The sequence below is a fragment of the Paenibacillus sp. FSL H8-0261 genome (assembly GCF_045040645.1).
Taxonomy (GTDB): Bacteria; Bacillota; Bacilli; order Paenibacillales; family Paenibacillaceae; genus Paenibacillus_AQ.
The window spans coordinates 6805418-6827202 of sequence record NZ_CP150297.1; the positions used below are offsets into that span (position 1 = coordinate 6805418).

Sequence of the window (21785 nt, forward strand, 5' to 3'; positions counted from 1 at the left end):
TATGAGGAAAAGGGGATTACCTGTTGGCCGTGAGGCCTGAGGTAATCCCCTTTTTCATGGATGAAGCGTAATTTTACAACTAATCATCCATAGACAAATCCAGTGTATTCCCTTTACTAATGAAGACCTTGTAATTAGCAATTTTGTCGTTCAGCATCTTCTCTGTCTCTGTTAAATGTCTGATTTGATCTTGAACTGAGCTTCTATGATCTTCCAGAAGATTCAAGCGGGCTTGGCTTGTATGTTCTCCTTCTAAATATAACTGGGCATATTGCCGGATTTGTGAGATGGGCATTTGGGTTTGTTTCAACCTCAGTACAAATCGCAGCCAAGCAAGATGAGTATCATCATATACCCTTTCTCCATTGGCATTGCGTAACGGAGCAACGATCCCTTCTTTTTCATAATATCTCAGTGTATATGTGGTTATCTCCAATAACTTGGATACCTCGCTAATCGTGTACATGCAAATCCTCTAATCTATTTTATTTTGAAAGTCACCCTGATTATAAAAAACATTTGCCTTAGAGTAAACTCTAACCTATATAATCAAATCGCTGTAAGATCGAATTACATTCTCGTAGAAAAAATAGGAGGAAATCACATGAAATATACTGTAATTACCGGGGCTAGTTCAGGGATAGGTTATGAAGCTGCCCTAGCTTTTGCTTCTCGTGGAAAAAACTTAATCCTTGTGGCCCGCAGAAAGGAACAGCTAGAGGAATTACAGTCTAAAATCGCTGGTATTCATCCTAATGTAGAGGTTGTCATTCAAACGATTGACTTATCCGTTATCGAGAATGCTTATACATTGTATGAAAGCCTGCAAGGATATTCCATCGAAACCTGGATCAACAATGCCGGATTTGGGAACTTTGCTTCAGTGGCCGAGCAAGATTTAAATAAAATAACTACAATGCTACATCTGAACATAGAAGCGTTGACTATACTCTCCTCTTTATTCGTTCGAGACTACTCCACTATTGATAGCACGCAATTAATTAACGTTTCATCTGGTGGCGGTTATACGATTGTGGGCAATGCTATAACGTACTGTGCGAGCAAGTTTTATGTAAGTGCATTTACTGAAGGACTATCTCATGAGTTGAAGAGTCAAGGTGCACCTATGCAGGCTAAAGTGTTGGCACCTGCCGCAACAGAAACAGAATTCGCGAAACGTGCTTTCGATGTCACGAATTTCGAATATCACGGCGCTGTGCGGAAATTCCATACCGCAAAGGAAATGGCTGGCTTCATGCTCGATCTGTATGACAGCAATCATGTGGTGGGACTTGTGAATGGTTTGACGTACGAGTTTGAGTTGAGAGATGCTATTTTTAATTATGTGGAGAGTACGCGATAGGCTTGTCTCGAAAGTTAAACAAATATGGCCATCCTTCAACGGATGGCCATGCACACTAACCAAGATATTGACACTTCCATTTGAAAATCTCATCAACAGCTTGATGAGATCCACCGGATGTTCGAAAGGAATCTTTAGTCGTTGCAACAGCTTTTTGGAATGACGGAAGGGTGAGCACACGCTCTACAGCTTCACGCAGTTCAGTTGCAGTTAATCCTTGCATTTGTAATTTAATGCCCGCTCCAATATTGACCACTTGCTCCGCAATGATCGGCTGATCCGCACTTAGTGGGATTACAATTAGCGGAACCCCATAGTAGAGACCCTCATGCGCACTATTCATTCCACCATGTGTAATGAATATTTTTGTGTACTGTAATATATCCGTCTGTGGAACATAGTTTTTAACTATGAAGTTGGGAGGAATTTCTCCCAAATCATAGATTTGCACTTTGTTCCCAATGGACATAACAATCGTATAATCCGTATTCCCGAATGCCTCAAAACAAAGCTTATAGAAATCACTTGCTTGGTTGAAGACCGTACCCATTGAAATGTAAATTAGGTCCTTTCCCTTAATTGCAGAAAAATCAAAATGATCTGGCGTTAATCGTGAAGAGATGGAAGGACCAACGAATTTATACGATGGGTCGAAGGCTTCTCCATAAGGTTGAAACTCCCTTGTCGTATACACGATTGTAAGTGGTGCAGGATTACAGAACACTTCGTAAGGAGAGTGAATCTGCACACCATATTGTTCCTTTATTTTTATGGTCAGACTTTGAAATCTATCGTCTACAGCTTTTACTATTTCTTCAGGGGCTTCTGTGTAGAATCGTTCCATGACTTGATCAAATGATTCCTTTGTCTGTGCAAAAGAAGTACAAGAGTTGATTGCAGGAAGATTAAGAATTTGAGCCAGTAAACGTCCACAACCAAACATCGAATCATGGATGATGTAATCGAAATGCTCCCCCTTAATCTGTTCAAGAACGCTTGGTATAACGATATCCGCCGTAAGTAAAAGCCCATTGACTCTTTCAAGCAGATAATCTCTCCCACCTGAAATAAAGGCTTTTATAAATTGTTGAGCGTCCAATGTCCGTACTATAGCACCTGTCTCCTCCATACGCTCCCGAAAAGCTTCTATAGTGAAGTACACTACCTCTTCTCCACGAGAAATGAGCTCCTGTACAACGCCAATCGTTGGATTGATATGTCCCTCTGATCCAGCATTAATAAATAAGACACGTGCCATGCCTACCACTCCTCAGTTATGACCTAAGTTACGATGTATGTAGCTCCCTCTTTTGTCCTTTTCAATGTACCCATTATACGTTTATCTAAGAACCGACTTCTACTTATCAAAATCCCCATCCGATATTCCGATCCTAATTTTACCTAATTTTGCTATAATAATGAAATCATAGTTAGCAAAAAATGGAGAGTGATGAAAACATGGACCGGATTCTGATCGTCGATGATGAACCCGACATTCGTGAGCTTATTCGCTTACATCTGGAACGCGCCGGATGGGACATCGCCGAAGCGGAGTCTGGGCGGCAGGCGATCTTACAGCTACAAGCGCAGCCTTTCTCACTGATCGTTCTGGACATCATGATGGACGACGGTAACGGTTTCGAAGTTCTACGCTACTTGCGGGAACATCGTCCGGAAACGCTGGTCATTGCGCTTAGTGCGAGAAGAGAAGTGGAAGACAGAATCGACGCACTTGGACTGGGAGCCGACGATTACATGACCAAGCCCTTCAGTCCAATGGAGCTGCTGGCGCGGATACAGGCCCATTTCCGCAGGCGCCATCCTGAGACCTCCAACCGGCCCCATGTGATTCAATTGAATAAACTTATTCTGGATATCGACAATTATGTGCTACATAATGATGGGCAACAACATGGACTGACTCCAGTCGAATGCCATCTACTGCAAGTGTTCATGCTCAATCCTGATCGCGTACTAACAAAAGGAGAAATCTACAAACAAGTCTGGCAGCATGAAAACTATGACGCCAACAACCTCAGCGTCTTCATCAGCCGCATCCGAAAAATACTTGAAAGCGCACCCGGGTCCCAATCTAATCTTCATACCATTCGCGGCATCGGCTACCGCCTCTCAGGTGACGGACGATGAAGAGACGAACTAAGCTATGGCTGATGATGCTATCCAGTGCCGCAGGAAGCATCGTCTTGTTTATTACGATTACCCTAATGACCGGGAAGACTTGGACCCCGGGATATGATCTGAAGACGTTAAACGCCATCTCACAAGAAGTACTTACGGCTATAGAACGGCAAGACGCCTACTCGGGACCAGAGGTTCAACCCATTCTGGAAGAAGTACTACGCCCGCATTCCAAGATCCGCCTAGAGTGGCTGGCTGAGGACGGTTCGACGCTGTATGATTCCGCCGGCGAGAATAATTCCTACGACTTCCGCAAATTAGCCGACCGTGTTGACCATATGCCAAATAATCTTTGGGGTGAAAATACTCCGATCACTCTTACTTATTCCGTTGCCCATGATCATCGATCCTATTACATGTTATTGAGTTTATCCAGCGAAGACATGACATCTGGACAAATATATTTTTTTCTCCGAACGTATAAGGCTTTACTAACATTTATTTTACCTCTGTTACTGGCGTTGTTGCTTCCCTATCTCCTTTCCTTATGGTTCTTCTCTTCCACCGATCGTCGCATTACAAAACTGAACAACGCGCTGAACCAAGTCGGAATCCGAAGCGATGTCATCGTGCTGGAAGATACGTCGAGGGACGAGATCGCTCAGCTGACCCATCACTACAATTCAATGGCAATGCGTATCCAGAGCCAGTCTGCCCAAATCAAACAGTTAGAACATCGGCGAAGACTGCTCTTATCGGACCTGTCCCACGATTTGCGAACGCCGTTAACTATGATTTTGGGTTATGCCGAGTTGATCCGTACCGGCGCGTACAAGAATGAGAATGAGCTTCAGTCCGGGGCCAAAATCATCCTGCAGCGCTCTCGCTACATGGATAAGCTGCTTGATCAGTTACTCGACATTACCCGTCAAGAAGAGCATCTACTTCGGCTTCAGCTCGCTCCACATAACCTGTCGGAATTAATGCGAAAGATTGCAGCCGAGTACCTCTTATTCCTGGACGATAAGAACATCGTGTTGGAGGCAGACATCCAAGATACAGATATCGAGGTTATGATCGACGCACCGCTGATCGAACGTGCTTTGCGCAACTTGCTGGACAATGCCGTTCGTTACGGTGAAGAAGGACATTATCTGGGAATTGGATTGACGGAGGAACAAGAGGAAGTGGTTCTCACGGTCAAAAACCGGGGTAAAGGGATCGCACGAGAGGATCGCGAGCGTATCTTCGAGCGTTTCTACCGCGCCGACGGTGGAAGAAAAGGCGAGGGACTTGGCATCGGGCTCTCGATCGTCAAGGAAATCGCGGAATTGCACCATGGCAGCGTGCGTTTGCTGGACGAAGCTGTGACGGAAACCATTTTTCAGATTAGAATTCCTAAGAAGTCTACTAGTGAACATGAAAATTAACGTCGATCAAAGCTACGTTTTTCTGCGTGCTTCTACGAATAAATAGAAGGAGGCGACGAGAGCGCCCAATGTTCCGCAAATCATATCCATCATCGTGTCGGTCAAACTACCATTTTGCGAATGAAGCTCAAAGAGATGATCCACCGTAAACTCATAAATCTCCCACATTCCAGCCATTGCAACAGCAAATAGAAACGCGAACCAAATGATGATGTTGGAAGGCAGACCGCCCAGCCCTTTACGCTTAGCCATCTTGATCAAGATGAATCGTCCTACGAAGAATAAAATAACTCCAGACAGCAGATGCTCAATCTTGTCTAAATAAGGGATAACACCATACATATTGAACAAATTGGCGAGCATCATCGTAATCGCGATAAAGACCAGCACCGAGAATCGTAGTGCAGGAGGCAGTTCACTTTTGGTCCACGTGATTAAGCCCCTAAAGAGTATCAGGACGACAATGATAAGACCCGCTTGAAATGTTTTATCATAATTCCCAATCAGGGCAAAATAAACAATTGATACTCCGCAAATGAGGTAGAGAATCATTTCAAAAAAATAATTGAACCTAAGGTTTCTAGAAGTCTCTTGCATAGCAGTTCCTTTCTGACTAGACATTTTTAATTAATTATCACCCGTTCAAAGCCACCCCATACGACAATCATATCATTAGTTATAAAAAGACTCCCGTGACTTTCCCTTAGGCGGGAATACACGGGAGCCTTGAGCGACTGAGAACCTTACATCGCCTTTTCAGCCAAATCGTTAACTAAATTCCTCATCCACTTCCGGGAGTAAATCCGGGCGTAACCGAAGCCAAAACGGACAACCTCCTCAAGTGATATGACGAGATATACAAGGTAGACTGGCTGCTTCCAGACGTATGATAGCAATAGCCCGGAGGGGACACCTATCAGCCATGTCGCGGTCGATTCCATACTGAACACGAACTTGCTGTCTCCCCCACTGTTTAGAATGCCGCCTGCTATAATCATATTGGAAACTTTGGCCCAAAGAAATCCAGCGAATACGATAACGATATATATGCTCATCTGTTTAGCATCCTCGGAGATATTGAACGCGGAGACATACAGCTTCGAGCCTGCTGCAATGATAACCCCGACAATTAGAGAGATGATAATGCCAAGACGAATGAACTTTTTCGCATGATCGAGTGCGATATCCGTTTCGTTCGCGCCCAAACGGTTGCCGACCAAAACCCCAGCTGCACTAGCCAGACCGGACAATAAGCCGATGCAAAGCCCTTGCAATGGGAAGGTAATGGTCATCGCCGTCATCTCCATCGTCCCCATACGGCTATAGATGATCGCATATGCCGTTTCACCCAATACCCAGATCAATTCAGTCAGCAGCAATGGATACGTCGTTCCAAAAAACTTGCGGATGAGCGGTTTAGGAATGATGAACAAGTTCTTTAACCCAACAGCGCCCGGTAAACGATATCGGTACACGGCACCAATGATCAACAAACATTCTATTACCCTGGAAATAAGGGTTGCAATAGCTGCGCCCTTCAGACCAAGCGCTGGAGCGCCGAAGTTCCCGTAAATAAGTACGTAATTCAGTATAATATTCAAAACAACAGCAATTAAGCTTACATACATCGGCCATTTGGCATGGCCCGTACTACGCAAAATCGCGGAATACATCATCGTGAGCATGATAGGTACAAAGCCGATCGACATGATCTGCAGAAAAATATACCCATTATCTATTACATTCGCATCTGTCGTGAACATGCTCAGAAAAAGCGGCGAATCGATGAAGACAGCCGCAGAGAATAAGAACGAGAACGAGAAGCCGACGATCAGTCCAAGGCCCAGCACCTGGGAGACGCTTTTGGAATCTTTGTTCCCCCAAAACTGGGCTGCATAAATAGATACACCCGTCGATAAACCAGCCAAGACAACCGCGATGATCCCATATATTTTGGTGGACATCCCCACCGAGGCAATCGCCACATCTCCAAGCTGCCCGACCATCAACTGATCCGTCAAATTGAGCAATGCCATCAGTAAGCTTTGAAGCGTAACAGGTACAGCGATTTTATACACACTTTTGTAGAAGTTCTCTTTCTCTGACATGGATCATTCACAACCCCCATATTCTCGATTTTACCGCGTCCATAGCCATTCGCAGTCTATGACTTCGTGTGAGGTTATATCACTTTTTTGTAGCGCATGAGCGTATAATTATCTTTTGGCTGAATTTCTACAACCTTGAACTTTTTCGCAAAGCACAATTGCTGATACCCGTCTCCATCCACTAAAGTAATGTTCGTGGAACCGCCTATGATGATCGGAAGCTGCATCAGAATAATTTCATCGACAATGTCCTGATCGAAGATATGCCAGTTCAAAAAGCCGCCGCCCTCGACCATCAAGCTGGTAATCCCGAAGTTGTCTTCCAACTGACGTTCAAGCTCCACGAAATCGACTTTATCCTCACCGCAGATGAGGCACTCCTTCCCTCTTTCCCGGATCTGCTTGATTTTATATTCATCCCGTCCTTTCTCGGTTGTGACAATAATCGTCCTCCCCTCATCCGAGAGCACATTGCTATCCAGCGGAATATCCAAGGTGGACGTCGGAATGATCCGGATTGGATTTTTGTTCTCCTCATACCGATTAGTAAGAAAGGGATTGTCCGTCAGGATTGTATTTTTGCCGACCATAATGCCCTGCACATTCCCCCGGAATAGATGAATGAATTCCATATCCTCACTGGAAAACAAAGAAAAAAGCTCCTTACTCGAATTACCAGCTCCCATAGTGAGCTTACCGTCAATCGAAATTTGGCTGAATATCGTTGTTTTCATTTGTCTTCTCCCCGTCTCTTTTTAGCTTTTATATGCGCCCCAGAATGCTTGGATGGTCTGTTCAATTTTATTCAATGCTTGTTCAGAATTGCTTAAGGGCAGCTCGGTTAGACCCGCATTTAACGCCTCCCATACATGAATCATGAAGGGGTAAGTCGGCATCGGCCGTGCGTGCTCCAACAGCGATATAATCATCTTTTTGTTAGGCGTAGCAGAGGCAGCTAGACGGTTCAGCACCTCTTCCTGAGCTGGAATCCGCTGTACACCCAGCGTCCACATGGTTTGGCACTCATCACTCAGCATAAAATGCGTGAACGACAAAATATCTTCCCGCTCCTCCGACGTTAACGAATGATTCGGGTAAATCAGGCCGATAGAAGAAGACATGGATAGCGATTGCTGGCCCTCTATGACCGGAAGCTGGCAGACCGCAAGCCTGTTGTTCATCTGCTTGTCCAGATGGTTATAAATCCACTCTCCACAAATAATGGCGCCAATCTTACCGTCAATGAATTGCTCTAGCAGCCCTGTGGACCCATCGAGACTGACAAGCACGCCTTGATCCATCTTGTCATGGATGAACTCAAGTGCTTGCTTCATTTCAGGGGTGACGATATTCGGCTTTCCATCCTGAACAGGCCAACCACCGAAAGCTGTAAGAAACGGAATAAACCAATAACCCTGCTGTAAATCTGCTCCAATCGGTATGATCCCTTGAGCGGACAACCTCTCTGCTGCCTCTTCGAACACTTCCCATGTCGTCGGCGCACTGGCGTAAATCTCCGGATTGTAATACACAACCAGATGATTGCCCCGTAATACCGGAATACCATACTGAACACCATTCAGTTGCATCGTTGAAAGTGCCCCTTCAGTGAGTGCATCATCAAACAGCCAGCCCGGTACTTCAGAGTAAAGGCCATTCTCAACGTAGGAGGACATATCCGCAGGAACCATCGCCAGATGCGGACCTTGATGGGTGTCCTTAATTTGGTTCAGGCGCGCAGTCAACTCCGTAATGTTCATCACTTGTGGCGTAATTTGTACGCCGAAGCGCTCTGTATACAGCTTGCAAATTCCCTCCAACACCTCAATCGAGGTATCTCCCGGACCGTCAAACTCATGCCATAACACAATTTCTTTGTTCTTCTTTTCCATCGCTGCCTCTCTCCCTTAACTAACTTGTCTATGATTGTTTACGAGCACTAAAGCCTGATTTGGTGCAAGCAGTAAGCTGTCTAACGTCTGACCTGCGATGCTGCCCGTTAAGGAACTATCCAGTGTCACGGTCATTGGGCACCGCCCAGGTACCGCAGCCTTCAAATCAACTTGGCAGGAAACATCAGCACTCAAGTTAAAGCAGCAGAGCAGCGTCTGTTCGCCATGCATATACCCGTACAGAACTGTACCTTCCGGTGATTGAGCCACGAAAAAGTTTTCTGGCTTCACTAGCTGAGGCCAATCTTTTTTGAATTCACTCAGCTCCGTCAGCAGCGGCAGCATCGGTGCAGGATTAGTCCAATTAATTTGCATGACGTTAAAAAAAGCGCGGGAAATCTCCTCTCCGTTCGTGTTGTCTCCAAGACCACAGTTGAGGGGCTGCTCCTCATTCATTTCATAGCCAGTCGTCACGTATGGAATTGCATTCGGAAGAAATTGATTAAATACCGCAATCATCCGAGCCACCTCAACACCGCCACGGCTCGTGATCCGAGGCGTATCTGCTGTTTCTGCACAGGCGAACACATGAATGTTTAACTCAGGCAGATCCTCTAAGAATGAAACGAGATTGTCCTTATTGATTTGCGTCATGACATTCCATCCGCTGCCAAGCATAATGTTGTAGCCGGTGCTCGCCGCCTTCTTGTGATTACGATTGAACAAATCTTCGCTGATCAAGATTGCATTCGGATTCAACTCTTTAATCGTGTCAAAAATACGAGTCAACAGCGGAATAGGAAGTACATGTCCGATATCGATGCGGAAGCCATCAATCCCATACTTTTCGAGATTAAACCGTACGGCCTCCTCCAGCACATCCCACAGCTCCAGATTCGGCTCCTCACCCGGGTAGTCATTGCATTTAATCGTATCAAAAAGAACATATGGTGCCTGATCCGAACTTATAAGATGTCTCACTTGCGGAGAAAAGTCCTTGTAGAGGCGCAAGAACGTAATGTCTGTCCAAATCGGCTGTACATCGTTAATCCAATCCGAATGCGCGGGAGCAGTCGTTATCCCCATCTCTTGCTCCACCAAAGTTAATAGCTCATCTCCAGTTTTAGCAGCCCTCTCTTTTAACTGCTGCCAAAGGATTGGATGAAGTTCATTGGGCGGCGGCGAGAACTTCCGCAGAAATGCTGCGGTTTCCTGGCTGTGGTAGACCGTCTCCAATTTGTCAGGCGTACACTCCTCAAAGAATCCAAGCTCAGGAATCGATGGCGGTGCAAAGCCTTCTAATTCCTGCATTTTGATCCAATACACCCATTCGGGATGGTCGGTAATGAACGCACTGTTTTTCGCCGTTACACGGGGAATGAAATCAACAACAGTCTTAATATCAAGCAAATGACAAGCTTCTACCAAAGCGCTGAGCTCATCGTGGATCGTAAACTCCTCCATACCATCCAGCAGGCTGTCGTGTAGGTTCTGATCCAAGTGGAATAACGATTGCACAGCGTAAGGTGACCCGATATCTCCTTTCAGATTCAACTTGCTGTACTGGTTCACTGGAAGCATATACAGAATATTGATGCCCATTTTTTTTAACAGCGGCAGAAGAATAAGGAATCTTAAAAAAGTGCCGGATTCAATTGTTCCATCATGGTTGTAATCCCAAGCCGTCGAATAACGAATTAATGAAGAATAGATCGCGCTGTCGTCTAAATTCGTGCGTTCCTTGAGCGTATATCTCCACGATAGCTTGTCTACATACTTCAAATGCTCTGTCAAAAAATCATACGGATGTACACAAATTTCACCGTCTTTTTCGAAAAGAACACACTCATATTTGCACTCATTCCACACAGCAGGAATCCAAATTGGCGCGACGTCTTTATCTTTGTGTGTAGACAAGTAATCCTGAACAAGTCTAAATTTGCTTTCTTTGCTCATTAACAGATCCACCTCTCGTTGATTGCAGTTCTACATTTAGGGAACAAAAACCGTCTTTACGGTGTCACTCCCAACCACCTTCAAAGAGTTCAATTCATAGCCGATCAACTCGTTTATTGCTGCCTCGTGCTGATTGAGCTTAACTTTTCTGGTCACCAGTTTCTCCAGTTCAGGTGTCTCAGCGGCAAACCGCAAAGCTTCCTCGAACATGTAGCGGTATTCGCCTGCTGCGATAATTTTGATTGCATGCTGTACGAATCTGGTAGGGGAAAAGGTGTACCGATACTTCGCATTAATTCCAAAAGGAACGATGCGCCCTCCTCGCTCAATCCATTCCTCCGCTACTTCGAGCTGAGTGCCCACCGTATCGATAATCACATCAAACTTATGTCCCGCGCAGATTTCATCTACGGTAGCTTGATTTAATTGGGATGGTGTTAGAGCAAAATCCGAGATCTCTCTAGCAAATGCCAACCGATAGGGATTAATTTCCGTCGCTACCGTGAGCGCAGCTTTTGATTTACTCACCATTTGACTTAACAGCCCCATTGGACCCGATCCAAGAATGAGCACCTTATCGTCAGCCGTGACATTAGCTTCTTTGAAATTGTGCAGCACACAGGCAAGCGGCTCGATTAATACCCCCGTCTCCCAGCTCATATGATCAGGCAAAAGGTGTGCAAACGTTTGTACAGTTGAGAAAAAAAAAGTGAATGTCCCATTTCGATTCAAACCAGCAATAGGCATCCCATTTCCATCGGAGCCTATACATAAGTGCGGCTGTTCTTTCAAGCAAAAATAACATTCATTGCAGCTTTGATTCGGATCGATAACTACTCGGTCCCCCACCTTAACACGGTCAACATTACTGCCAATTTCAATTACGGTCCCCACAGCCTCATGACCGCGAATGATTCCTGGAACTCCTTCCTCTTTACCGGTTATGACCGCTAGATCTGTTCCACAAATGCCTGTCATCTCAATCCGAATCTTAACTTCATCCGGGGTTACAATCTGTGGCTCTTCCCATTCGCAGAGCTCTAGCTTATCATTGGATGTCCACACCAGCGCTTCCATACGCATTCTTCCTTTCATTTTTCCTATTATCCATTTTCAACCAGAATATATCATACCTCCCATGTAAAAGTAAGGTGAATATTGTCGTAAAATGTTATTGTTTACATTTTTATAAAGCTTTCAGATAAATAAACGCTTTAAATAAAAAAAACACCTCCCCCGTAAATCAGGAAAGGTGTGCCTTTACTAGGCTTATTTTGCAGGATCCTGTTTAAAAATGATTTTAAAAATAGGGTAGAATATCAAGAACGAAATTGTACTATTGATAATCATTGTAATAATATCCGCTGTTGTCTCCCCCATTGAACCCATTCCCCATGTGTTAATTAATAAGTTATAGATAGGAGCCTTGTAAAATCCTTGCGCCGCGGCAGCACCAACGGTTATAAGAATATACGCTAATACATACCAGAAAGCAGCCTTCCAAACGTTACTGTTTGATTTAAATGTAATGCTTCTCTGTGCGAAAAAGTTAATGATCTGTGCAATGCCGAGCGTGATTTGAACGGCAAGAAAATAGCCAAGTCCTCCTCCACCTCCTGATGTAAGCGAACCAGCCGCATAATCGAATATATAATAAGCACTTCCATCAAAGTTATGTCCTAACTGAAAAACTTGAAAGCTTGTAGATAGTAATGATGTCTGTGCAAATATGAGTTTAAATAAAGGCATTAGAACAAGTTGTAATACCGTCATTCCAGCACTCAGTATAAAAAATACTATGAATTGTGCAATATTCGGATGTTGTCCCTTGAATGTATTCCAAACACCCATCATTCCTGTATTTTTCTCGATATTTACTTCGCTCATACTCTTCTATTTCTCCTTTGAAGCCTAGAAAAAGGAGATACCGTAGTATCCCCTTTTCCTCGCTTACTATTTTCCTATCGGTTTATCCATTTCAATACCTTCAAGATTTGCTTTCGACTAATTTTCCCGCCAGTAAAACGGTCGATTTGACGAAAAGGCATATTCAGAACAAAGTAGACATTATTCGCTAGCAGAGGTTTATTGACTGCTTCAAAAAACTTGTTAAAGAAAAGGACAATATGATAGATTGTTTTTCCAAGTGCGTTCTTATATTTGGCTTGAGCAATGGTGTCGTTTAACCCCAAGTCCTGCTTTGGATCCCAATAAGGAGAAGGAGGTTCATAACCCAACAGCCCCTTATATTCCGCTGCCGTTACTTCATGAACATGTCCGCTAAAATAATGCGGGAATTGATCCTTTGTATGTTCACAAGAAACGGAATCGCCCGTAAGCATAACACGTTCCTGCAAAAGAATAGACTGGATCGAACTTCCGATTTGAATGTCGTAAGCGCCAGGCTCGACCGCCCAATCGTGAATCGTCGGATTATAATACGAAAAATCACGTTCCTCCAAAATCATTGTGACACGTTTGCTTTCGCCCGGCTCTAAGCTCACCTTTTCAAAACCTTTTAATTCTCGTTTGGCTCTAAATATCGATGAATCTTGTTTCTGGATGTAGAGCTGCGCAACCTCTTCCCCTGCGACTGCCCCTGTATTGGTGATGGTAAATGAAACCTGATGCTGATTAACCGTTAAATCCGTATATGCAAAGGTTGTATAGGACAGCCCATAACCAAACGGAAATAACACAGGTTTATTCACGGTATCAAAATAACGGTAACCGATAAAAATGCCTTCGATATGCTCTGCGGTTGCCTCCTTACCTGGATAATAAGGAGCAGAAGAGACATCACTATACTTGATCGGGAATGTCTCGCTGAGCTTACCACTTGGGTTGTACTCTCCAAGTAAAACACTCTTTAACGCTTCAGCACTTCCTTGTCCAGATAAATAGGTATGAACGATAGCTTTGACATTCTTTATAAACGGCATTTCAATGGCACCACCGCCAGCGAGAATCACCACAATATTGGAATTGACTTCTGTTAATGAACGAAGCAGTTCGAGCTGGTTATCACGTAAGCTAAGGTTTACGCGGTCAACACCTTCGGCTTCGCTGCCTTCGTCCAGCCCCAAAAACAGCAAAATGGTATCTGCTTTCTGAGCTAACGTAACAGCTTCCTTTAACAGACGGTCATTTTTTCCACCCATTCGCTTGAAGCCTTTCGCATATCCCACAATCGATAAGCCAGATTGACCGAGCACATCGCAGGCATTGGATAGCTTGGCAGGATTAATAAGCGAGCTTCCAGCACCCTGGTAGCGAGGATTACTGGCGAAATCACCAATAATCGCAACTTTATTGCCGTGTTTAAGCGGTAATATCTTATCGTCATTTTTCAATAACACAATTGAACGTTTGGCAGCTTCTATCGCTTTTTTGTGGTGCTCCTCATAATCAATGCGCGGTGTGTCTTGATCATGCAGCTGGGTAGTAAAGACTAATCCGAGCAGACGATCGACGGCGTCATCCAACACTTCTTCGTCTAGCTCATTGTTCTTAATGGCTTGCACGATTTCTTGATCCGTAATTCCATTGGTTGAAGGCATCTCCAATTGATTGCCTGCTTTCAATCCTGCAACACGGTCATTATTACCGCCCCAATCCGTAACGACTACGCCATTAAAATCCCATTCACCGTACAGAATATCCTGTAACAAATCGTTATTTTCATTGGCGAACGTGCCGTTGACTTTGTTGTAAGAGGTCATGATGGTTTTCGGTTGACCCTTCTCAACTACACGTCTAAATCCTTCTAAATACAATTCTCTTAACGAGCGTTCATCCACGACTTCGTCAATCGTCATTCGCATATGTTCTTGGCTATTGACCGCAAAGTGTTTAGGACATGCAGAAATGCCGTTCACCTGAATGCCTTTGACCATCTCACTCGCTAATTCTCCCGTTAAATAAGGGTCCTCGGAAAAATACTCAAAATTTCGTCCGCATAACGGATTCCGCTTGATGTTCAATCCAGGACCAAGCAACACACTCACTTTTTCGCTAGCTGCTTCTTTTCCAATCGTTTGACCAACCTCATAGATCAATTGTCTGTCCCAGCTATTAGCCAAGGTTGCCGCCGTCGGAAAACAAGTGGCAGGCAGACTTTTATTTAAGCCTAAGTGGTCTGCCTTTCCGCCTTGCTTCCTCAAACCATGCGGTCCATCTGTCAGCATAATGCTGGGAATCTTCACTCGATCGATTGCTTTTGTATTCCAAAAGTTTGCGCCAGACATTAAAGATGCCTTTTCTTCTACGGTCATACTTTCGATTAACGCTCTATACTTCAATCTCTTCACCCCGCTTGCTTACGCCTATTTTTCGAATAAGTAGGTTTGCAGGATCGTGTACAACACATGCTGAACACTTGTGCGAACCCCGTTTGTGATTCCTGCAGGATCCTTCTTGTATGCTTGTTTTAATAATTTCTCGTTTTTACTTGGTGTCATAATATCGAGCATGAGATCATTGCCAGCTACAGCCGCATCCGGCGCTTTCATAAACCCAAAGACTGCATCGCTGGAAACAAATCCATCAAAGCCCCATTCCTTACGCAGAACATCATTTAACAAGACAGAATTCGCTCCTGCCCACTTTGTCCCGATGATCGAAAAGCTAGACATTGCGCCTAGAGGGCTGCTTTCTTTAACCGTAATCTCAAACGGCTTCAAGTAGATTTCGCGAATCGCTTGCTCGTTGGCCCAGATCAGATTTCCTGAACGAGCATTGGTTTCTTGATCGTTTAACGCGAAGTGCTTCATAAAGGCAATAATGCCTTGGTCTTCTGCGCCGTTTATCATAGATGCCGCCATTTTTCCTGAAAGCACAGGATCTTCTGAGAAGTATTCGAAGTTACGGCCGCCTTGTGCTGTACGGTGAATATTCATCCCCGGTGCATACCAGCCTTGAATGCCATACGCACGCGCTTCTTTACCAACCGCTTCTCCCATTTGATAGGCTAGATCATTGTTCCATGTTGCAGCAATGACGATTTCAGACGGATATGACGCTGCTTCAATATGCTTAAAGAAGAAACTAAATCCAGCAGGTCCATCCATCAACAACGTTTTAGGAACACCCAAACGCTCTACTGCCATCGTTCTATAAGCGCCGTTTGCTACATAATCAATCATTTCGTCCAATGTAAACTGATCCATGAATTCATTCCATTTCGGATCATCAAAGGCTAAACCTTTCAAATCCTCCAGTACTAAGCCATTATCAGCGCCAACCGTTGGCATTTCCATCGTTGAAGCTTCCGGCTCTTTTGAGAATGCGTCGACCACATTTTGGGGTGCTTTATGACTAATATTTTCATCTGAAGGGTATGTCTTCTCCCAATCGTTCCGGGACAAATACGTAACTTCACCTTTTGCTAATTCAAAGCGATTCTCGTAAGTTGTTCCGGTATCCTTATCTTGTTTGAAAACCTTCTTGTCAGCCAACTCAAGGTCATAACTTGACACGATATCATGGACATTGCGAGCCACTTTAATCGTGTATGTGCCTGGGTCTAATACATACGCTTCCTCTACGTTCATATCATAGGAAGCCATCTCATCGGTAGCAAACGAAAGAGTAAGCACCTCGGATTGACCTGCTTCCAGCAGAGACGTCTTTGCATAAGTGGCCAGTTCGATGGCCGATTTTTCAATGCCGCCTGCAATATACGGAGCTGAATAATATACTTGAACAACATCTTTCCCGGCTCTGTCGCCAACATTTTTCACTTCGATTTGTAGTTCAATCTTGTCTTCCGACAATGACTGATTCAAAACCTTCCACTCGAAATCTGTGTAGCTTAATCCATGTCCATAAGGATATAACACCGTATCTCGATAACCTGCTTGGTCATTTAAAAAGAAGGTTTCATAGAAACGGTATCCTACATAAATACCTTCTTGATAATTGAGGAATGAATACTTCAAATTATCGTATTTGTAGTCTCCAAAGTTCTCACTTGCTGGAGCCGATGAATTGTCATACACGTACGTATCCGTGATACGGCCTGATGGATTAATATTTCCTGCAAGAATATTTCCTAATGCGTTGGCACCATAAGGCCCAGGTGTTCCTATCCACAAGACAGATTTAATAGATTTAAATTCATTTACGAAACCAAGCTCTAAGGCATTCCCCGCATTTACAACGATTGTGACATTTTCAAATGACTGTGCAACCTTTTCAATCAAAGCGCGTTTATTAGCTGTCAATTTCAACTGCTCAGCGGTCGCATCACTAGCTTCTGAACTCTCACTAGCAATGACAATAATTGCATTTTCCGAATAGGATTTCGCTTGTGCTATTGCTTCGTCCGATAAATAATCGATTTTAGGTTCATCGCTAGAGTTTCCACCTAACATGCCTTTTACAACTTGAATGACTCCGGTACTCGCCTTGCTGCCCACTCCTGCTTTTGCACCAACCTCTTGATACAAGTCATGAAGCTCGGTATTGTACGAAATACCTGCATTTTCTAGACCTCTAAATAAATTAACCGCACGGGAAGTATCCCCCGCACCAGATCCTCCACCGCCATAACGTAGCTCTAATGCAGCTAATCCAAAGACGTTAACCTTTTTATCTTTCAAAGGCAGCTGTTTATCATCATTCTTCAATAGAACAATGCCTTCATTCGCAATTTCTTCAGCTATTTTCCCACCTTGTTCACGTGCTGCAAGCGCCTCAGGGGAATCGGTTACGGCTGTAATGTGTTTTCCTGTCAGCGCATCGATGATGCTAGAAGCGGTTGCACCGAATTGTACGAACAACAATATGACAACAAGCGCTACGATCGACCAGCCTGTGAAACGTCTTGGTCTATTTTTAATTTTCTTGTAGCGTTTCGCTTCTTTTTTCATCGCTCTACGATCTTTGCGACTTAGAGCTTTCAACTCCATTTTTGTTTGTTGCTTTTGCTCTTTTCTTAATTGTTTGTCCTGTTCAATCGCTGCTGTTCGTTCTGCTTCCGGTAGCGCTTTAATTTCTTGCTTTCGCGCTCGCAGCTTAGCTTTATCTTCCTTCACCTTTTGCACAATTTCACTTTTCTTAACGCGTTTAGTATTAAAATTGTCCACCACGGCGACCCCCTCCGGTATCGTCTTTCTTTTTCACAATCATAATATAGCGCTTACATTTTAACTATGAGGATCTTGTCGAAAAAAAAGCTAAATATTGCGTTCATTCGATTTATCAAGAAATCGAGTGAGCAATATTTAGCATTAATCATTAGTCTTTTCTAGGTCGATCATAAAGATTCCGAATATCGGGACTTCGAACTCAAGTGTATGATTTCCCTTTATTTTCAGTTGCTCTACGCTTCTCGAAGGTCGATTAATCGCATTCCAATACGCAATATCTTCGAAGGACAACTTTTTACATTTTCTTAAATCAGCAAGGTCTAATCGCTGATCTATCTGCTCAGTTGTTAATCGTTGCTTGATCAATCGGTATGTCCCTTCAAGGTTTGTAAGTTCCATCTTCACAAAAACATAGGGACTTTTTGCCTTATGCCAAGCTAGTTCCAGTTTTTCCTTATTTTCATTGATAAACAGATGCTGCTCTTCTTCTGGATAAACAGTTAAAATGCGGTAATTATCTTGCTGTTTTGTCACGATACATGAGTTGTTTTTGAACACAATCTCATCAAACAAGCGACTCACAAACTCTGTCGCATACCAATTGTCCTTGTAACGACCATCCGGTGTAAGTAATGAAAGCTTACTTGCCAGCTCATCTGGAAAATACTCAAACAGCTTCGCAGAATCGAGTGATAATGGGGGGAAATAGTGACCTGCAATTTCGTTTTGATTCATTAGGTTTATATATTGCCAAATGCTTGCATTTGCTTGCGCTAGATCCGAATAGGCGTGTAGATAATCATCCTGATCGTAAATCAGCATTCGATCCAAAATACGGTTCTGATCTTGTATGTTTGTATTCTCACCAATGACCCGAATGTAGTCTTCATCAAATAGATAATTAAGCGCAGTTTCAAGTGGAATCTTGCGCATACGGGTCCAGTCATCAATGCAATAAACGGCATTATGGCAGATTATATCAAGCAACACCGCATCTTCTGGCGGGATGGGAAAATGAATGACCACGTTCTTATAGTTTTTAAAAATTGAAATGGCATTCACTAGCGACAGACGCAATTGCCTGCTATTTTTCATTTCATAGAAGCAGCGGAACTCGTACATCCAATCCTGACTTGTCATATAATTTTGCTGCAGATGGAGATTCAATTCAGTCATTACCGTTTGAAACCATTCATTGTTATGAAATCCCCGCTCCTCCCAATCATCCAAATCTATAGATTGAAATTGAAGGTAGGGAATCATGCCAACAGACACGATCTGCTGCAATATTCGATCCAACTCACTAAATGAACAGACCAGCTTCCCTTCGCTCAACCGTATATCCACTTTTTTAAAAATACGATTGACCGCTACCCACTTCACCCCTAGACGCTGACGCACTTCGAGCAAACGGCTATCCATAAGTTTACCTTTTATTTTAAGAACATGATTCACCTTTGAGTACTGGCCGATCGTTTTATGCAAATCTAATTGAACCTCGATGCGATTGGGGGCAATAGATGGGCCAGCCGGTAATTCACCTAACGGCACATACGGCGATAGTAAGGCTAATACATCTTGGGACAGCTCCGCATCGACACGATTCTGCACCGCTCTTATTTGACGCTGTTCACGAAATTCAGCAGGTGAAAGCTCATACCTTATTTTAAATGCCTCGTTAAATGAGCGTACATTGGGAAAGCCGTTAGCTAAAGCAATCGTGACAATCTTCTCGTTCGTATTTTCCAGCATACGTAAGCTATGAAACAATCGCACTTCTTTGATGTAATTTCCGATTGAAATCCCTAGCTGATTTTTAAAGGAATGTGCCAGGTAGTATTTGCTACTATAAGACTTTTCAGCAATCTCATCCAGGCTGAGTTTGTCCGCATAATTAACATTGATATATGATACAATTTCTTTTACCTTATCCGAAGCAGTATGAACTTGCTTCTTTTCATCTTCTGGCCCAAGATATCGGTACAGCAATCCGATTAAACGTTTCGAATACCCTTCGATGATATAATCAGAACCGGCTCCCGGATATATCCTTTCGACGTACAAGTACGCCATACAATTCTTCACAAGCTCATATCCATCTTTTTTGTACACCATCGATAGTGGAATGTTAAGCTTAAATGCCGGAAACTCCTCTTGATACTCATTGGTTAGAAACTTTACCGAGAGCGTCGCATTCTCTTCACTGCCAATTACACGAACAATATCACCTTTATTGAAAACGAAAATATCGCCTGTCCGAATCAAAATATCCGAACCGTTTCGCATAATTTCCAGATAACCAGAAAGAACAAACCATGCCGTTAACTCCGTCATAAGTAGAAAATCCACTTCCTCAATCGTTTCGATTGCGGCTAGTAGGATTTGATCTGATCCATTTTTCTTCTTATTCAAAATCAACAATCTCCTCTTCCAACATGAAAAAATATGTTACTGTTACTGAGTACCTGACCATTTGCTCATAATTATTGATTATAAACGATTGCTCTCTGAAATCTAAAGAAATAGGACGGTGCATCATATGGTATTTGCATTTCTGTTTATATTCGCTATGTACGCGGCAAGTAACTATTACATCGCAAGAAAAATTTTTAAATGGTTACAACATGTATTTCCAAGTATTAATGGGATTATATACGGAGTCATCTACAGCTTGTGTGCGGTAACAATCATTATTAATTTACTATTGTCCTCTTCAGCTATGACGAACGATTCAAGTATTGTTAATTTTATTGGTCAATTCGGGGACTATTGGATGGGGATCTACTTCTATTTGTTCTTGCTGTTACTCCTTTCCGATGTAATCTTACTTATTATTAAATGGATCAAAATCATCCCCTCCCCTGCGCCAAAACGTGTTATTTTTCATACAAGGTCAGTAGTATTAATTCTAGTCATAGGGTTGGTGTCCTATGGGATTTATAATGCGAATCAGATAAAAGAAGTTACTTATCCGATCCAAATACACAAAAGCACCTCATTAGAGCATTTAAATATTGTTCTGATCAGCGACTTACATTTAGGCTACGTAAATGATGTAAAGTTTATTGAAGACGTTGTTGATCGTATTAATAACATGCAACCGGATATTGTGTTGATGTCAGGAGATATATTTAATGGTAACTACTATGCGCTCTCTAATCCTTCCAAAGGAATAGAGTTATTAAATACTATTCAGTCCACCTATGGGGTTTATGCTTGTTTAGGTAACCATGATGCAGGACGATCATACGATGAGATTGTGAACTTTATAGATAAGAGTAATATTAAACTTCTAAATGATGAGCATGTCGTTATTGATAATCAATTCGTTGTAGTTGGCAGGAGAGATTCATCACCGATTGGTGATCAAGGAAATGCTAGAGCAGTTACTTCTGAAGTGATGGGTAACATTGATACAACTATGCCCGTTATCGTAATGGATCATCAACCCACGAATATGATTCAGTACGGAGATGACGTCGATTTGATACTTAGCGGACATACGCATCAAGGACAAGTATTTCCTGCAAATCTAATCACCAATGCTATGTTCACAGTAGATTACGGACACTATCAGAAGAATTTAGACAGTCCTCAAGTTATTGTTACATCAGGTGTGGGTACCTGGGGACCGCCATTACGCATTGGTACGAACAGTGAGATAGCACAAATTAAAGTTGATTTTTAATAGCATGATTTTAAAAAAAGCGGACAGCCTTTGGACGAGAATTAGCGTCCTAGACTGCCGCTTTTTATAGTTTTACCTAAGGTTGGTGCGGAGAATATCCGTTATCTTGAAATTTGTC

At 43.2% G+C, this 21785-nt stretch carries 16 protein-coding genes and 2 pseudogenes; 6 read left to right on the top strand and 12 right to left on the bottom strand.

All coding sequences use genetic code 11. The features are described 5' to 3' along the window. Nucleotides 1–79: 79 nt before the first annotated feature. Nucleotides 80–466: a MerR family transcriptional regulator gene (locus MHI27_RS30315; protein ID WP_076285022.1), complete on the bottom strand. Its 387-nt coding sequence runs from the start codon at nucleotides 464–466 to the stop codon at nucleotides 80–82. 138 nt (nucleotides 467–604) lie between these two features. On the opposite strand from MHI27_RS30315, the gene MHI27_RS30320 reads away from it, so the two are divergent. Continuing rightward, nucleotides 605–1363, top strand: coding sequence for an SDR family NAD(P)-dependent oxidoreductase (locus MHI27_RS30320; RefSeq protein ID WP_405175311.1), 759 nt, complete (start codon nucleotides 605–607; stop codon nucleotides 1361–1363). A 55-nt stretch (nucleotides 1364–1418) separates the two neighbouring features. Here MHI27_RS30320 and MHI27_RS30325 read toward each other — a convergent pair whose 3' ends face one another. Further along, nucleotides 1419–2621 (bottom strand): macrolide family glycosyltransferase, encoded by a 1203-nt coding sequence (locus MHI27_RS30325; protein ID WP_405175312.1) that lies wholly within the window; start codon nucleotides 2619–2621, stop codon nucleotides 1419–1421. Nucleotides 2622–2821: 200 nt separating this feature from the next. Here MHI27_RS30325 and MHI27_RS30330 point away from each other — a divergent pair. The 4 genes and pseudogenes from MHI27_RS30330 to MHI27_RS30345 form a co-directional block, all read left to right on the top strand. Continuing rightward, nucleotides 2822–3103, top strand: a pseudogene (locus MHI27_RS30330) (response regulator); the annotation flags it as partial. Then, nucleotides 3080–3179 (top strand): annotated as a pseudogene (locus tag MHI27_RS30335) (DNA-binding response regulator); the annotation flags it as partial. The pseudogenes MHI27_RS30330 and MHI27_RS30335, both read left to right, overlap by 24 nt. Before the next feature lie 71 nt (nucleotides 3180–3250). After that, a complete protein-coding gene (locus tag MHI27_RS30340; protein ID WP_405176826.1) occupies nucleotides 3251–3511 on the top strand; it encodes a helix-turn-helix domain-containing protein in 261 nt (86 codons plus the stop codon). After that, nucleotides 3508–4932, top strand: a complete 1425-nt coding sequence (locus MHI27_RS30345) for a HAMP domain-containing sensor histidine kinase (RefSeq protein ID WP_149645531.1) — start codon at nucleotides 3508–3510, stop codon at nucleotides 4930–4932. Before MHI27_RS30340 ends, MHI27_RS30345 begins: the two co-directional genes overlap by 4 nt. A gap of 12 nt (nucleotides 4933–4944) precedes the next feature. Here MHI27_RS30345 and MHI27_RS30350 read toward each other — a convergent pair whose 3' ends face one another. The 10 genes from MHI27_RS30350 to MHI27_RS30395 form a co-directional block, all read right to left on the bottom strand. Beyond that, nucleotides 4945–5553, bottom strand: a complete 609-nt coding sequence (locus tag MHI27_RS30350; RefSeq protein WP_405175313.1) for a hypothetical protein — start codon at nucleotides 5551–5553, stop codon at nucleotides 4945–4947. 122 nt (nucleotides 5554–5675) lie between these two features. After that, entirely contained in the window at nucleotides 5676–7040 is a 1365-nt protein-coding gene (locus MHI27_RS30355) for an MATE family efflux transporter (protein ID WP_405175314.1), read from the bottom strand. 74 nt (nucleotides 7041–7114) lie between these two features. Further along, nucleotides 7115–7774, bottom strand: a complete 660-nt coding sequence (locus MHI27_RS30360) for a dihydrofolate reductase family protein (protein WP_076285029.1) — start codon at nucleotides 7772–7774, stop codon at nucleotides 7115–7117. 21 nt (nucleotides 7775–7795) lie between these two features. Further along, on the bottom strand, nucleotides 7796–8932 hold the full coding sequence (locus MHI27_RS30365) for an extracellular solute-binding protein (protein ID WP_405175315.1): 1137 nt from the start codon (nucleotides 8930–8932) through the stop codon (nucleotides 7796–7798). A 15-nt stretch (nucleotides 8933–8947) separates the two neighbouring features. Then, nucleotides 8948–10888, bottom strand: coding sequence for an alpha-amylase (locus MHI27_RS30370; RefSeq protein WP_405175316.1), 1941 nt, complete (start codon nucleotides 10886–10888; stop codon nucleotides 8948–8950). Between the two features lie 36 nt (nucleotides 10889–10924). Then, a complete protein-coding gene (locus MHI27_RS30375; RefSeq protein WP_405175317.1) occupies nucleotides 10925–11965 on the bottom strand; it encodes a zinc-binding dehydrogenase in 1041 nt (346 codons plus the stop codon). A gap of 192 nt (nucleotides 11966–12157) precedes the next feature. Next, complete coding sequence (locus MHI27_RS30380; RefSeq protein ID WP_405175318.1) at nucleotides 12158–12775, bottom strand: hypothetical protein; 618 nt, start codon at nucleotides 12773–12775, stop codon at nucleotides 12158–12160. A gap of 74 nt (nucleotides 12776–12849) precedes the next feature. Next, the gene (locus MHI27_RS30385) at nucleotides 12850–15198 is read right to left on the bottom strand and encodes a beta-glucosidase (RefSeq protein ID WP_405175319.1); all 2349 of its coding nucleotides are present in this window, start codon (nucleotides 15196–15198) and stop codon (nucleotides 12850–12852) included. 15 nt (nucleotides 15199–15213) lie between these two features. Then, on the bottom strand, nucleotides 15214–17976 hold the full coding sequence (locus MHI27_RS30390) for a glycoside hydrolase family 3 N-terminal domain-containing protein (RefSeq protein ID WP_405175320.1): 2763 nt from the start codon (nucleotides 17974–17976) through the stop codon (nucleotides 15214–15216). Nucleotides 17977–18120: 144 nt separating this feature from the next. Beyond that, nucleotides 18121–20391, bottom strand: coding sequence for a helix-turn-helix transcriptional regulator (locus MHI27_RS30395; protein WP_405175321.1), 2271 nt, complete (start codon nucleotides 20389–20391; stop codon nucleotides 18121–18123). 127 nt (nucleotides 20392–20518) lie between these two features. Here MHI27_RS30395 and MHI27_RS30400 point away from each other — a divergent pair, with 127 nt between their 5' ends. Then, nucleotides 20519–21667 carry a metallophosphoesterase gene (locus MHI27_RS30400; protein ID WP_405175322.1) on the top strand — a complete coding sequence of 383 codons (1149 nt, stop codon included), beginning with the start codon at nucleotides 20519–20521 and terminating at the stop codon, nucleotides 21665–21667. Nucleotides 21668–21785 lie beyond the last annotated feature (118 nt).